General features: G+C 32.8%; 16 protein-coding genes. 4 read left to right on the forward strand and 12 right to left on the reverse strand.

Features of this window, described 5'->3' with window-relative positions; all coding sequences use genetic code 11:
- Window position 1: 1 nt before the first annotated feature.
- On the reverse strand, window positions 2-472 hold the full coding sequence (locus tag CCORG_RS05235) for an RNA pyrophosphohydrolase (protein WP_025803303.1): 471 nt from the start codon (window positions 470-472) through the stop codon (window positions 2-4).
- Between the two features lie 211 nt (window positions 473-683).
- Here CCORG_RS05235 and hemW point away from each other — a divergent pair, with 211 nt between their 5' ends.
- From hemW to queA, 4 genes are read left to right on the forward strand one after another with little or no spacing between them, the layout of a single operon-like run.
- The gene (gene hemW, locus CCORG_RS05240) at window positions 684-1,721 is read left to right on the forward strand and encodes a radical SAM family heme chaperone HemW (protein ID WP_025803302.1); all 1,038 of its coding nucleotides are present in this window, start codon (window positions 684-686) and stop codon (window positions 1,719-1,721) included.
- A 58-nt stretch (window positions 1,722-1,779) separates the two neighbouring features.
- Complete coding sequence (gene tatB, locus CCORG_RS05245; RefSeq protein WP_034971532.1) at window positions 1,780-2,253, forward strand: Sec-independent protein translocase protein TatB; 474 nt, start codon at window positions 1,780-1,782, stop codon at window positions 2,251-2,253.
- Entirely contained in the window at window positions 2,246-2,980 is a 735-nt protein-coding gene (tatC, locus tag CCORG_RS05250) for a twin-arginine translocase subunit TatC (protein ID WP_025803300.1), read from the forward strand. The genes tatB and tatC overlap by 8 nt, the downstream gene beginning before the upstream one ends.
- Entirely contained in the window at window positions 2,970-3,992 is a 1,023-nt protein-coding gene (queA, locus tag CCORG_RS05255; RefSeq protein ID WP_025803299.1) for a tRNA preQ1(34) S-adenosylmethionine ribosyltransferase-isomerase QueA, read from the forward strand. Before tatC ends, queA begins: the two co-directional genes overlap by 11 nt.
- 91 nt (window positions 3,993-4,083) lie before the next feature.
- Here queA and CCORG_RS05260 read toward each other — a convergent pair whose 3' ends face one another.
- The 11 genes from CCORG_RS05260 to ilvC all read right to left on the reverse strand — a co-directional run bounded on the left by CCORG_RS05260 (window position 4,084) and on the right by ilvC (window position 14,105).
- Complete coding sequence (locus tag CCORG_RS05260) at window positions 4,084-4,407, reverse strand: chaperone NapD (RefSeq protein ID WP_025803298.1); 324 nt, start codon at window positions 4,405-4,407, stop codon at window positions 4,084-4,086.
- Between the two features lies 1 nt (window position 4,408).
- The gene (locus tag CCORG_RS05265; protein WP_025803297.1) at window positions 4,409-5,326 is read right to left on the reverse strand and encodes a WD40 repeat domain-containing protein; all 918 of its coding nucleotides are present in this window, start codon (window positions 5,324-5,326) and stop codon (window positions 4,409-4,411) included.
- Window positions 5,323-5,757, reverse strand: coding sequence for a 4Fe-4S dicluster domain-containing protein (locus CCORG_RS05270; RefSeq protein ID WP_025803296.1), 435 nt, complete (start codon window positions 5,755-5,757; stop codon window positions 5,323-5,325). Before CCORG_RS05270 ends, CCORG_RS05265 begins: the two co-directional genes overlap by 4 nt.
- A gap of 132 nt (window positions 5,758-5,889) precedes the next feature.
- Window positions 5,890-6,405, reverse strand: coding sequence for a nitrate reductase cytochrome c-type subunit (locus tag CCORG_RS05275; RefSeq protein WP_025803295.1), 516 nt, complete (start codon window positions 6,403-6,405; stop codon window positions 5,890-5,892).
- Window positions 6,402-7,187: a quinol dehydrogenase ferredoxin subunit NapH gene (gene napH, locus CCORG_RS05280; RefSeq protein WP_025803294.1), complete on the reverse strand. Its 786-nt coding sequence runs from the start codon at window positions 7,185-7,187 to the stop codon at window positions 6,402-6,404. Before napH ends, CCORG_RS05275 begins: the two co-directional genes overlap by 4 nt.
- On the reverse strand, window positions 7,187-7,942 hold the full coding sequence (gene napG, locus CCORG_RS05285) for a ferredoxin-type protein NapG (RefSeq protein ID WP_025803293.1): 756 nt from the start codon (window positions 7,940-7,942) through the stop codon (window positions 7,187-7,189). Before napG ends, napH begins: the two co-directional genes overlap by 1 nt.
- Window positions 7,943-7,947: 5 nt before the next feature.
- On the reverse strand, window positions 7,948-10,731 hold the full coding sequence (gene napA / locus CCORG_RS05290) for a nitrate reductase catalytic subunit NapA (RefSeq protein WP_025803292.1): 2,784 nt from the start codon (window positions 10,729-10,731) through the stop codon (window positions 7,948-7,950).
- Window positions 10,732-10,866: 135 nt separating this feature from the next.
- Window positions 10,867-11,256 (reverse strand): Holliday junction resolvase RuvX, encoded by a 390-nt coding sequence (ruvX, locus tag CCORG_RS05295; RefSeq protein WP_025803291.1) that lies wholly within the window; start codon window positions 11,254-11,256, stop codon window positions 10,867-10,869.
- Window positions 11,253-12,029 (reverse strand): DNA-processing protein DprA, encoded by a 777-nt coding sequence (locus tag CCORG_RS05300; RefSeq protein WP_025803290.1) that lies wholly within the window; start codon window positions 12,027-12,029, stop codon window positions 11,253-11,255. The genes ruvX and CCORG_RS05300 overlap by 4 nt, the downstream gene beginning before the upstream one ends.
- Window positions 12,013-13,080, reverse strand: a complete 1,068-nt coding sequence (locus CCORG_RS05305; protein ID WP_025803289.1) for a divergent polysaccharide deacetylase family protein — start codon at window positions 13,078-13,080, stop codon at window positions 12,013-12,015. Before CCORG_RS05305 ends, CCORG_RS05300 begins: the two co-directional genes overlap by 17 nt.
- 2 nt (window positions 13,081-13,082) lie before the next feature.
- Entirely contained in the window at window positions 13,083-14,105 is a 1,023-nt protein-coding gene (gene ilvC / locus CCORG_RS05310; RefSeq protein ID WP_025803288.1) for a ketol-acid reductoisomerase, read from the reverse strand.
- Window positions 14,106-14,139 lie beyond the last annotated feature (34 nt).

Raw genomic sequence — 14,139 nt, forward strand, 5'->3', positions numbered from 1 at the left:
ACTAAATAAACCCCTTCTCTTTAAAATACCCTAAAACTCTCACATAAACATCTTTTTTAAAAGGCGTTATGCTATCAATAGCTTCATCTATGCTTACAAATTTATAAGCACAAAATTCCGGATCTTTTACATCCAAATCAATACTTTTTTCATCATCTATACGAACTAAAAAATAGCGCTGCATTTGACCATCAAATTTAGGCTTTTTCTTAGCGATTACTTCAGCTGGATAGTCATAACTTATCCACTCTGGATACTCAGCGATAATTTTGATTTTATTTGTACCAATCTCCTCTTTTAGCTCCCTAAAAAGTGCAATAAGTGGTGTCTCGCCCTCATCAATCCCACCTTGTGGAAACTGCCAAGCATCTTTGACATCTGTTCTTTTTGCAACCATAACCCTACACTCAAAAGGATACTTAGAGGATAAAATCACAGCAGCAACATTTGGTCTGTAGTTTTTAGCTTCCATAAATTTCCTTATAAAAATGGATAATATTATCCAAATTTGCTTTAAAATTTGGTAAATTTTAAAACTTTATTAAAAAATCAATTCTCTCTTTAAAAAGCAAATATAAATCACAAAAGGTTATTAAATTATAAACTAAATCTAGTAAAATATAAAAGTCAACCTTTGACAAATTTATGAAGTTAGAGTAAATTTTGCTAAAAAGAGAGAATTTTTGCACATCTATATACACATTCCATTTTGCCAAAGTAAATGCCCTTATTGCGCTTTTGGTTCAAGTAGTGATGAATTTAACCTTACTAAAAGCTACTTTGATGCTTTAGAATTTGAGATAAAAAATGCTAAATTTAGCCAAATTTCTACGGTATTTATAGGTGGTGGTACTCCAAGTGCTGTAAATGCAAAGTTTTATACTAAAATTTTTGATATTTTAAAACCATACCTTAAAAAAAGAGCTGAGATAACAACTGAAGCCAACCCAAACTCAGCAAATTTAACATGGCTTAAAGCTATGCGTACTCTTGGTGTAAATAGAGTAAGTTTTGGAGCTCAAAGCTTTGATGATAAAAAGCTTAAACTTTTAGGGAGAATCCACTCAGCAAACACGACAAAAATAGCTATAAAAAATGCTAAAAAAGCTGGATTTAAAAATATAAATGTTGATATTATGTATTCAACTAAATTTGACACTAAAAAGCTACTTAAATTTGAAGTTGATAATTTAGCAAATTTAGGAATTTCACATATCAGCGCTTACTCTTTAATACTTGAAAATAACACCCCTTTTAGTGGTAAATCAAACTATGAAAAAGATAGCCCTGCGTTAGCCAAATTTCTTTTTAAAGAGCTTGAAAAAGCTGGATTTAAACAGTATGAAATAGCAAATTTTGGTCGTCCTTGTAAACATAACCTTGCTTACTGGAGCGGTGAAAAATATATGGGTTTTGGTGCGTATGCGGTTGGTTTTAATGGCAAAAAAAGAGCATATTCTCCTAAAAGCATAGAAGAGTACATAAAAAATCCACTTTTAAAAAGTTATGAAAATTTAACTATGAATGATATAAAAACAGAAAAAATTTTCCTAGGACTTAGATCAAAGATAGGATTTAGTGCTAAACTACTTAACGAAAATGAACTAAAAAACGCTAAAATTTTAACTAGTCACAAAAAACTTATCTATAAAAATTCAAAATTTTATAACCCAAATTTTTTACTTACTGATGAGATAACGCTCTTTATCCTTGAAAATTAGGTATATTTTAAAGAAATTTCGCTAAAATAGTGGCTATTAAAATTTATTAGGATAGATAATGTTTGGAATGAGTTTTCCCGAAATTCTTGTTATCGCTGTTATAGCCGTTATAGCTTTGGGGCCTGAAAAGCTTCCAAAAACGATGGTTGAGATAGCAAAATACCTAAAACTTCTAAAAAAAACAGTAAATGACGCAAAAGCTAGTTTTGATCAAGAAGTAAGGATTGCTGAACTTAAAGAAGATGCTAAAAAATACAAAGACAGCATATCTAAAACCACCCAAGGGGTTAGAAAAAAGCTAACTTTTGAAGAGCTTGAAGATATAAAAAATAGCGTAAATGACATAAAATCAAGCACTAAATCAAATCTAGCTGATATTAAAAAAGCTGTTAGTAACCCAACACAACTTGCCAAAGATAAACTCACTAATAGTGCTAAGAATTTCATAAGTAGCGAAAATAAACCTGAGAATAACGCCCAAGAGAGCAAAACTGAAATTTCACAAGACGAAAAAGGACAAAGCGATGTTTGAAGAGATAACCCCACACATCGTTGAACTTAGAAAGCGTTTAGTTATTTCAGCTTTAGCTCTTATTGTTGGTTTTGTAATCTGCTTTTTCTTCTGGGAGCCACTTTTTGATTTTTTATTAAAACCACTTCTTAAAATTTTGCCACAAAATAGCGAAGTTATTTTTACTCACCCAGCTGAAGCATTTTTTACCGCTATGAAGGTGTCATTCTTTGCTGGATTTTTACTAACCTTACCAATTATATTTTGGCAATTTTGGCTCTTTGTCGCACCAGGACTATATGATAATGAGAAAAAATATGTCCTACCATTTGTAATAAGTGCAACCATAATGTTTATTATAGGGTGTGCGTTTTGCTATATTTTAGTTTTGCCAACAGCGTTTAACTTTTTGATAAATTTTGGTGGTGGCGAAAATATGGTAGCTATGCCTAGAATAGGCGAATATGTAGGGTTTTTTATCAAACTAATGCTGGCTTTTGGCATAAGTTTTGAACTACCAATAGTTACATTTTTTCTAGCACTTTTAGGACTTATAACTGATAAAAGCTTAAAAGATTTCTTTAGATACGCTATTGTACTTATATTTGTTTTTGCTGCTGTTATGACTCCACCTGATATATTAAGTCAGTTTTTGCTTGCAGTTCCGTTAATAGTTTTATATGTCGGATCTATTTATATAGCTAAGATTATAAATCCTTATAAGGATATAGACGATGATGAAGCCTAATCTAAACTCTTTAGATGCTTATGACTACACTCTTCCAGAACATTTAATAGCTACAAAACCAGCTGATCCTAAAGAGAGTGCAAATTTATTAGTTTACAAACGAAAAACAGATGAAATTTCACACCTTAAATTTGGAGATTTGGCTGAAATTTTGCCACCTTGCGATATTATTTTTAACGATACAAAGGTTGTAAAAGCTAGAATTTACGGCACAAAACAAAGCGGTGGAAAAGTTGAGCTTTTACTAAACCGCCCTTTAATAGAGCCAAATTTTAGCGTATATATAAGAGGTTCTGTCAAGGTTGGAAGCAAGCTTAAATTTGATGATGATCTTGAAGCTTTGGTTACGAAACTAAACGAAGATGGGAGCCGAGAGGTTTTGTTTTCAAAAGATGGCAAAACTCTTAAAACTTTAGAGCTTTTTGAAATTTTAAATAAAATCGGCCATACGCCACTTCCGCCATACATAAAAAGAGATGACACCAAAGATGATGAGAGTTGGTATCAAACTATTTTTGCTAAAAATAGAGGCGCAGTTGCAGCTCCTACTGCATCTTTACACTTTTCGCCTGAAATGTTAAATAAACTTAAAAAAACCCACGATATCCACTATCTAACGCTTCATGTTGGTGCTGGAACATTTAAAAGTGTAGAAGTTGATGACATAAGAGAGCATAAAATGCACTCAGAGTGGTTTGATATACCTAAACAAACAGCTGAAATCTTAAATAGCAATAAGCCCATACTTGGCGTTGGAACAACTGTTACGCGAGTGGTTGAGAATTTTGCTAGAAATGGAATTTTACAAGGCGAGTGTGAGCTTTTTTTAAATCACCTAAATAGACCAATCAGACAAAATTTCTTGCTTACAAATTTTCATCTGCCAAAGTCTACACTTATAATGCTTGTGACATCATTTATCGGCTATGAAGCGACGATGGAAATTTACCGTATAGCCGTAGAAAAAGAGTATAAATTTTACTCTTATGGCGATGCGATGCTAGTCATTTAAAAACATAAATAAGTTATGTATTTTAGAAATTATAAGTCAAATTTTGTTAAGAATAGCATCTAAGCTGGCATATTTTCATATTTAAAGCTATTTAAATAAATATATTTACATCCCCACTATATTTTACATCTTTAATGTCTGAGTCATCATCTAACATCTTACTTATCTGAGTGCTTATTTTATCATCATCCATCTCTTCGTAAGAATAAACCATACTTACGCTATCAACACCTTTGAGATTTTCTAAATTTTTAAATACTTTGATTTGATCATTTGTATCTTTAGTTTGGCTAACAACGACTATTTTACCATCTTTACTAGCTGCAACTTCACACTCATCAATGCTTTGGATATCTTTTATAAGAGCATCTAGATTATTAAGTTTTGAGTAGACAATCATACTTGATATATTCATATTAAAACTCCCAAATTTTTATATTTTTTTCATAAGCAGATGTTATAAGCAAATTTGAACCATAAAATTTAACTCCATTTAATATACTTTGACCTGTGTTAAATTGACTTATAATATCTAAATTATCTGTATTAAACACCACAACATCGCTATCTTCACTACTCATAATAGCCGCTTTTGAGCCATTAGAATTTAAACCAACAGCATAAACTAAAAATTCAGATTCAAAAATTCTTCTTTTTGAATTTACATATAGTACTGCGTGCTTATCAACACCGCCGCTTATAATATTAAAATTATCTGAAATTTCTATATCATAGATATTGTCTTTATGAAGGGGTAATATAGTAGTATCGTCATTTGTTATATCATAAACATAAACTATACCACTTTCACAACCTACAAAAATAAGTCCATTTTTAACCTCCATATCGCTAAGTGAAGCCGTTGAAAATTTCTTTTGTGATACTACTTTAGCTTTATTTATATCGTAAAAATAAATTTCATTACTCATACTTGCTAAAACTATTAAATTTTCATCTAAAAAAAGAGCTTTTTTTATACCTTCATACTTTAGTTCTTGTTTTTCAATCTTATCATTTTCATAAAAATATAGTGCTTTTTTGCCAAAATCACTCTCACCAAGCATCATAACTTTTTTACCAATTATATCACCACTTAAAACTCTAGGTCGTACAAAATCACCAAAAAATGTCTCAATGTATTTAAGCTCTAACTCTATAAGTGTGGAATTTGACTCCATATTATGCACTATAAGCTCACCACCATCAGTAGAAATTATTAGCAAATTATCCTTTAAATTTAGCCCCAAAACATTATGTTTAGTCTCTACAGTATCAACTAAATTTGCAGAAAAACTTAAGCTAAAAAATAGTAAAAAAACTAAAATATTTCTCATTTTTTAACCTTTAAACTAACTGAGTTTTTAAAGCAAGCTGATAAACACTCGCCACATCCTACACATCTATCATTTACGATTGGTCTAAAAACTCCTAAATAATCAATAGCTCCATATCTACAAGAGTCCTGACAGTTATAGCAAATCACGCCATTCCAAGCAAGACATGAGTTTACACTAATCAAAGCTTTTGCATTAATAGTGTATTTAAACTCTAAATTTAAAGTATTTTTTCTGATCTCTTTACACGCCAAAGCACAATCTTCGCAGAAATTACAACCCAAATCCGAAACTTCAAATTTAATTACTGAGTCTTCAAATTTTAAAAGCCCTCTTTTACAGGAACTAACACAAGGTGCTTTGCAGTTCTTGCAACTAAATTCTCCACTAAAATATGGAGGATGGATAAATATCTTCCTATCAAAAAACACATATCTCCTTTATACTAAGAACTACAAAACTATTTTATAAAATTTAGAAAGTTAAAGCCTGTAATACACTTTAACTTATATTATTAAAAACTTACATAAAATATAGTGTAAATTTAAAATAGTGACTAAATTTTACTTAACACCTTCGTTTAATATATCCATTAAATTTGAACTTGAATTTCCGTCTTTATAGAAAAATTCAGGTTTAAAGTTATTTTGTATAGCTATATTAACTTTTGCTTGAGGCGTATGACACTGAACGCAGTTATATCTAGAGCCATCTAACACGCCTTCATTATCCTCCCCGCTTCTTAAGTCTACAAGATGAGATTTTGGAACTGGAGTTGAACCAACATCATTTGCAAATTCAGGAAGATGACAGGTTGTACACATATTTAACTCAGTAGTTATTGGCAGTAAGCCATCTAAATCATGTGGAATCATTGGAGGAGCATTTTCAAAAGCCCTATCAAACCTAGTAGAAAGTCCAGCAGGCTGTGCTGAATAATTTACATCTCTAAGCGTAACACTATTTTCATCTTTAACACTTATTTTTCTAAGCCCAATCTCACTATCATCAACAAATGTCCCAGCAACCGCAAAAGACAAAAGAGTAGATAACATTGCTAATGATTTTATAAATTTCATAAAAGTCCTTTTTTAATACTAAAATTTAGAGCATCATGTTTACATATATCAACACACCGCCCACAACTTATACACTCGCTACTTACTACACCATCTTTTTTACCAACCATATTAAGGACCTGTTTTTCAGGACAAACAACTATACAGTCCATACATTTTGAGCAGTTTTTTACTCTGTGTTTTACTCTTATAAAGCTAAATTTACTTAAAACTGCATAAAATGCACCAAGTGGGCAAATTTTAGAACAAATCCCCCTTTGGCTTATAAAAACTTCAAAAGCAAATATAACAAAAATAGTGCTTATTACAGTAATGTTTAAAATTATAAGTCCACGTTGTAAAAATCCAATAAAACTAATTTCTTCAAATATAGGTCTTGATAAAAGAAAACTTAAAATGAAGCTAAGAATAAGCAGGTAATATCTTAAATTCTTAGAAGGCATTAAAATATTTCTATCTTTTTTATATCCAAACTTTTCTCTTATAAAATAAGCAAAATCTGTTATTAGATTTACAGGGCAAACCCATGAGCAAAATGCTCTAGGTGCAATAAAAGCATAAAATATAGCTATTATAAATGCACCAAGAATGGCATTTAAAGAAATAGCTCCTGAAGCTAAATATATCTGTAGTACCGCATAAGGATCACTTAAAGGTATAAAACTAAAAAATACTGAACTGCTAAGATTTCCTTTTAGGACACTTAAAATGCCCAAATTTCCCAATATAAATAAAACTATAATTAAAATTTGTGAAACTCTTCTTACTAAATTTACTCTCACTACAGCTCCCCTGTATTTAAATAATCCAAAGCTAAATTTTCATCTGTGTAAACCTCGCTACTAACACCATCTAACTTAGCATCTGTTTCAGGTTGCCAACCTATAACATAATTACTTCCCATTTTACCAAAGGCTATTTCAAAAGGAAGTGTTTTTATAGAAGCAATCTCAGTAACACACGCTCTTTCACATTTACCACAACCAGTGCAATAATCAGCATCAACAGTTGGTAGTAAAAAAGCGTGTTTTCCAGTTCTGTCATTTCTTTCATATTTTAAAAACAAAGCCTTATCGATTAATGGACATGCTCTATAGCAAGCATCACATCTTATACCTTTAAATGCCAAGCAGTTTTGAGAGTCCATTACCGCTATTGCCATTTTTATATTTTCTGGATTAAGTTTTCCGTTTGATTTTAAACTATTAATATCTAAAGCCCCTGTTGGACAAGCAACAGCACAAGGGATATCAACACAGAGTTCGCAAGGAATTTCTCTTGGCGTGAAATAAGGTGTTCCAACTGAAATTTTCTCTCCTAATTTAGAGAGTTTTAAAGTATCAAATGGACAAGCTTCCACGCAAAGATTACACTTTATACACCTACTTACAAATTCACTCTCTTTAAGAGCTCCAGGCGGCCTTAAAAAAACTCTAGCTTTAGCAGGAGTTGTAGTAGCAATACTCCACACAAAAGATCCAGCTGTTAACAGCGTTACTGCCTTAAATCCACCTTTTAGAGCCTCTCTTCTAGTCATGGTATCTATGCCTTGTAAATTTTAACGGCACACTTTTTAAAATCAGTTTGGTTTGACAGTGGGCAAGTAGCATCAAGGCACACTTTGTTGATAAATACATTCTCATCAAACCAAGGAACATACACAAGACCAACTGGTGGTATATTTCTACCACGAGTATCAATCCTTGCTTTACACTTTCCTCTTCTGCTTTCTATCCAAACTTCATCATTTTGAACAAGCCCTAATTTTATGGCATCTTCTTCACACATATAACAAAAAGCTTCTGGAACAGCCCTAAACAGCTCAGGAACTCTCATCGTCATAGTTCCGCTATGCCAGTGTTCAAGTACTCTTCCTGTACAGAGCCAAAATGGATACTCTTTGCTTGGAATCTCAGGTGGGTCCATATAAGGGCGGAAGAAAATTTTGCCTTTATTGTGTATATTAACCTTTTCATCATCGTTTGCTTTTGCCAAATCACCAACACTTAGTTTGGCATTTTTGTTTCCATAAAATGCAAAATCACTTTGTGGGGCTGCTTTTTTAGCATAAGGATCATAAAGTGTGTTAAATCTCCACTGAGTCTCCTTACCATCAACAACAGGCCATCTTAAACCTCTAACTTTATGATATGTGTCAAAATCAGCCAAATCATGCCCATGACCAAGCCCAAATTTGCGGTATTCTTCCCAGATTGCTTTTTGAACGAAAAATCCATATCCCTTAAAAACTTCGCCATCGCTTCCAACTACATCTCTGCTATCGCCATTTACTTCTGAGTTGTCAAATTCGCCCATTATCGCATCATCTTTGCTAAATTTTTTCCACTCATCATTTGCAAAAAGCACATCAAATAGCGTATCATCTTCTTTGTAACCCATTTTTTTGGCTTCTTCTAAGACATTTGGAAGGGTTAATTTATCATCTATTTTTTTCTCACTCCAAACCTCTTTTAACTTAAATCTTTTTGAAAACTCAAGCATCTGCCAAGTATCACTCATCGCATCTCCAACTGGAATTACTTGCTGTCTCCAGTGCTGGGTTCGTCTTTCTGCATTTCCATAAGCTCCCCATTTTTCATAAATCATCGCCGATGGAAGGATTAAATCAGCTACTTTTGCTGAAATTCCAGGATAAGCATCACTTACTACGATAAAGTTATCCATTTCTCTTGCTGCTTTTATCCAGTGATTTGCATTTGCTGTATTTTGCCAAGGATTATTTACTTGAACCCAGGCAAATTTGATACGACCATCTTCAATGCCACGCATTATACTCATAAAATGGTCGCCATTTTTTGGATTTATAGTACCATTTGGAAGTTTCCAAATTTTTTCAGTTATCTCTCTATGTTTTGGATTTACAACGACCATATCAGCTGGAAGTCTGTGAGAAAATGTCCCAACTTCTCTTGCTGTGCCACACGCACTAGGCTGACCTGTTAAAGAAAATGCTCCACTTCCTGGTTTTGCTTGTTTTCCTAGTAAGAAATGCACCATATAGCTTTGTTCATTTACCCAAGTTCCTCTGGTGTGCTGGTTAAAGCCCATTGTCCAAAAACTAACTACTTTTCTTTGTTTTTCTATGTATAAATCAGCCAAAGCTTTAAGTTTAGCCTTAAACTCCTCTATATCTTCGTTTTCATCGCCTTTTGCAACTTTTGCGGTGTATTCTAGTGTGTATGGAGCAAGTGCTTTTTTAAACTCTTCAAAGCTAATAGCCCAGTGTTTTGTGGCTGATTTTGTATTTTTCATCTCCAAAGTATCACCAGCTTTATAGCCAAGATAAGCTAAACTCTCACCTTCAAACTCGCTAACTATCTTACTTTTTTGCTTTGCAGCTGTGTCAAGTTCGCTTTTTTGATATTTTGGGTGATTTATATCTTCTCTTAAACCATATCCGATATCAACTGGACCTGTTGCAAACGCACAGTGGTTTTTAACAAACTCCATATCCACTAAATCAGGATGATTATAAACAAGCTCATGAGCTATATAGTTCCAAATAGCAAGATCGCTTGATGGCCTAAAAATGATCTCAATATCGGCTAAATTTGAAGTTCTTGTTGAGTAAGTGCTTAAATTTACAACTTTTACATTTTCTGGATCACTTAACTTTCTATCGCTTACCCTACTCCATAAAATTGGATGCATTTCAGCCATATTTGCTCCCCAGCAAACAATTGTATCAGTTAGTTCTATATCATCAAAACACCCACTTGGCTCATCGATGCCAAAAGTTTGCATAAAAGCAACAACCGCACTTGCCATGCAGTGCCTTGCATTTGGGTCAAGGTTGTTACTTCTAAAACCACCTTTTATAAGTTTTGATGCGACATATCCTTCATGGATTGTATATTGCCCACTTCCAAAAACGCCAATTCCAGTTGGACCAAGTTCGTTGTAAGCTTTTTTAAATTGTTTTTCCATCTCATCAAAGGCCCTTTGCCAAGAGACAAATGTAAATTTACCTTTTTTATCAAATTCGCCTTTTTCATTTACTCTTAAGAGTGGTTTTGTAAGGCGATCAGCACCATACATAATTTTTGCGTTAAAATATCCTTTTATACAGTTCAAACCACGATTTACTGGAGCTTCTGGATCGCCTTTTACAGCTACTATTTTGCCATCTTTTGTAGCAACCATTATGCCACACCCTGTTCCACAAAATCTACAGGCTGCTTTATCCCACCGCCAACCTTTTTCAGCTTCATTGCCTTTAGCTAAAACAGAGTTTGGCACAGCCATACCAACACTCATACAGGCTGCCGATACAGCTGAACTTTTAATAAAATCTCTTCTATTCATTTCTATCCTCCCTAATATGGCTTTTTACCATATTATATAAATTTGGATTATAACTTAATTATCAAAACAAAGCAATGATATATATCAAAATTTCTATATAAATAAAAGTATAAATATTATTTTAAAAATAAGTTATTATTTTGTTATTCCAGATAAAAATCTCTCAACTATTATCTTAGCTGATAAGCTATCTAGTTTGCCATCTTTTTTTCTTTGATTTACAACGCCAAGACTACTTGCTTCTATACTTGAAAAGCTCTCATCTTGATAAAAAACTTCCCCACTAAAATCAAGTAGCCCAACAAAATGTTTGACTCTTCTTCTCATCTCATCTTCGCTACTTCCACCAAGTGGAACGCCAACTACTATAGTTTTAACTCCCCACTCTTTTAAAACCTTGCTTACATCATTAGATGCTTGTTTGCGGTTTTTTCGTAGTACTGCATTTATAGGCACTACAACGCCATTTGGGTATCCTAAGGCAATTCCTATTCTTTTAAGCCCAATATCAAGTCCAGCTATCACTTTACTAAAACCTTTGTGCCTAAAATTTCAACCCTACCATCTAGTTCATACTCATAAATTTTATCTCCAAATTTATGGTAAATATCATCAAAATTTGAGTTTTGTTTGATAAATTCTAGTATTTCATCATTTTGCAAAATTTTATCCTTGCAAAATTTCAAAACAAACTCATCGATGTCATTTATAAGCGTCGCTTTACCTTTTGCTAAAAGCTCATTTGTTCCAGCACTTTCACCCATTTTATGCGGAAAAACATAAACTGGAATTCCAAGATTACGAGCTATCCTTGCACTTGATAAAGACCCACTTCTTAAGTCAGCTTGAGCTACGATTAAGGCTTTGCTTAAAGCTACGACTATTCTATTTCTTTCTAAAAACTGATGTCTAAGAGCTGGAGTTTTATCTTCATACTCGCTTAACGCAAGAGAATTTTCATATATATTTTTTATAATATCAGCATTTGTTTTAGGATAAATTTCATCAAGTCCGTTTGCAAAAACAGCTATCGTATTAGGATAAGCTCCCTTGTGAGCCGCCCCGTCACAACCTATAGCTGCCCCACTTACTACACAAATGCCACCACTTGAGAGTTTGCTTGATAGAGATAGTATTAAGCTTTTGGTATAAATACTCATTTTTCTAGCACCAACTATGCTTATTTTAGGGCGTTTTAAAAGCTCTAAATTTCCTCTATAGTATAACTTTTTAGGAGCATCTTTTAGACGAGATAAAGACTCAAATTCGCTAACATCTATACTATTTGTAATACTCATAAATTTCACCTATATAGACAACTTCTACATCTTTCAAAAAGCTATCTTTAGCACTTTTTATAGCCTTAAATGTAGTGGTTTTTGGATGACCTATTGCAATAGCAAAACCCCTACTTTTAGCGATATCAACAGCTTTTTTAAGTTGATTTTTTATGTAAATTTCACTATCTTTATTATCTATAAAAATATCTCTATAGATATATCTTTGTCCTAGTTCTTTAGCTACTTCACTACCCTTTGATGAAGAGATAGTTTTAGAATCCACAAAGATAAATCCATACTTATCAAGAGCTACTAGAAGCTTTTTTATAGCATCTTTATCACTTGTAAATTTGCTGCCAGTATGGTTGTTTAGAAATTTTGCGTTTTTGAAATTCTCTCTTACAAAAGCAACTCTTTTATCTATATTTTCATAGCTATCTTTTGCTTTTAGAGTAAAAACATCTCTTTGGTTAAAATTCAAAGCCTCCATTGGCAAGTGAATCATATAAAAATCAAAAAGTTTTGCCACTTTTAGCGTATCTGGATTAGCCCTGTCTGGTGGAAAAATAGAAGGAGTTAGTTTTAAGCCAACTTTTTTTAAATTTTTAGCTTGGTCAATTGTAGCAATATCATCTATTATAATGGCTAATTTTGGCTTTCCACTCACAGCTTTTTTAGGTGCAAAAGCCTCTAAATTTGAAGCAATCTCTTCATATGAAATTTCTGTTTTATTCTCATCTTTTTTACTAGGAGCTGTTTTGTTCTCATCAGTAGTTAAATTTTTATCTACCACAACAATTTCTATCTTTTTATTAGATTCTTTTTTAAGCTCTTTTTTGTGCTCTTTTGATAACTCTGTTTTAGTAGTTGGTTTTGAAAAAAAGCTATCAAATGCTTTATATGTAAAAATTCCAACCCCCACACAAATTAGTGTTATAAAGAGTATTGATAAAATTTGTAATAGTGGATTTTTTTTAGGATTTTTAGAACTATTTTGCTCTTTTTTAGTGGATTTTTTCGTAGTTTTAGAAGCGGGTGATTTAACCCGCTTTTTGTCTTTATCAGCCAAGATTAGTTTTTATCTTTATCTATAATCTTATCTTGTGCTATCCAAGGCATCATATCTCTTAGCTCTTTACCTGTTTTTTCTAGTAGGCTAGTTCTTGATTTTGCTCTTAGAGCATTCATCTTAGTATATCCAGCTTTTCTTTCAAGTATAAAATCTTTTGCAAAAGAGCCATCTTGGATATTTTTAAGGATCTCTTTCATCGCCTTTTTACTCTCACAACCTATTACCTTTGGTCCGCTTATATAATCACCATATTCAGCAGTGTTTGAAATAGAGTATCTCATATCAGCAATTCCACCTTGATACATAAGATCAACTATTAATTTTAACTCATGTAAACACTCAAAATACGCCATTTCAGGCTCATATCCAGCTTCAACTAAAGTATTAAATCCAGCTTCAACTAAAGCTGTTATTCCACCACAAAGCACTGCTTGTTCACCAAAAAGATCTGTTTCAGTCTCATCTTTAAAAGTTGTCTCAATTATACCAGTTCTTCCACCACCTATCGCACTTGCATAGCTTAGTGCTAACTCTTTAGCTTGACCACTCTCATCTTGAGCTACAGCTATTAAATCAGGAATTCCACCACCTTTTAAAAACTCACTTCTTACAGTATGACCCGGTGCTTTTGGAGCTATCATTATACAATCAACCCCTTTTGGTGGAATGATTTGACCGTAGTGGATGTTAAAACCATGACCAAAAGCAATTACACTGCCCTCTTTAAGATTTGGACGAATTTCAGAGTAGAAAAGATCAGCTTGAATCTCATCTGGAACAAGAATCATAATAACATCACAATCCTTTACCGCATCAGCTACTTTCATAACTTTAAAGCCTTTTGCCTCAGCTTTTTTCCAGCTACTTCCACCCTCTCTTAATCCTACAACAACTGAAACTTCATTGTCTCTAAGATTTTCTGCGTGCGCATGACCTTGGCTTCCAAAGCCTATCATAGCGACTCTTTTGTTTCTTATTAAGTTTAAATCACAATCTTTGTCATAGTAAACATTTACTGCCATATAACTTTCCTTTTAAAAAATTTTGGGTATTATA

It is taken from the genome of Campylobacter corcagiensis (genome assembly GCF_013201645.1).
In the GTDB taxonomy this organism is placed as follows: Bacteria; Campylobacterota; Campylobacteria; order Campylobacterales; family Campylobacteraceae; genus Campylobacter_B; species Campylobacter_B corcagiensis.